Source organism: Pseudomonas sp. IT-P294, assembly GCF_949767865.1.
In the GTDB taxonomy this organism is placed as follows: domain Bacteria; phylum Pseudomonadota; class Gammaproteobacteria; order Pseudomonadales; family Pseudomonadaceae; genus Aquipseudomonas.
On record NZ_CATKQW010000035.1, the window covers coordinates 1 to 565 of the forward strand.

The 565-nt window shown below is 62.8% G+C and carries 1 protein-coding gene; it reads right to left on the reverse strand.

The features are described from left to right. Positions 1-565, reverse strand: a 565-nt coding sequence (locus ACM6I0_RS22730; protein WP_414923345.1) for an immunoglobulin-like domain-containing protein, incomplete at both ends; no start/stop codon positions are given.

Consider the following 565-nt stretch of genomic DNA (forward strand, 5'->3'; position numbering starts at 1 on the left):
ACGGTGCTCGGAACCAGGTTTTCAAAGTTGCCGCCCGTGGCGGTGGCGATTGTGGCGCTGACCTTGCCGGCGTCGATGTAGGGGTCGTCTTTGGGTGCATCGACGGTCACGGTGCCGGTGGTTTTGCCCGCCTCGATGTTGATCACGGCGCCGTTGCTCAACGTCACAGTGACCGGTGTGTCGGCCGCGTTGGTCAGGGTCGCGGTGTAGACAATTGAACCGCCTTCAGCGACCGAGCCGGTCGCGCTCAGGCTCACCGTCGTGGTGTCGATGGTATCGGTCACGCTGGTGCTGACCGGGGATTTGTCGGCGACCAGATTCTCGTAGTTACCGCCGCTGACGTTGGTGATCGAGTTGGTCAGTGGTGCGTGACCGGTCAACGCATCGTTCGGTGCCAGGGTGGTGGTGAAACCGGTGGTTTTGCCGATGTCAATGGTGATGGTCTGGCCGTTGGCCAAGGACACGGTCACCGGCGAACCGGTTACGGGGGAACCGACGGTGGCGGTATACGTGACGACACCGCCTTCGGCCGCACTGCCGGTGGCAGTGAGTTTGACGGTCGAGG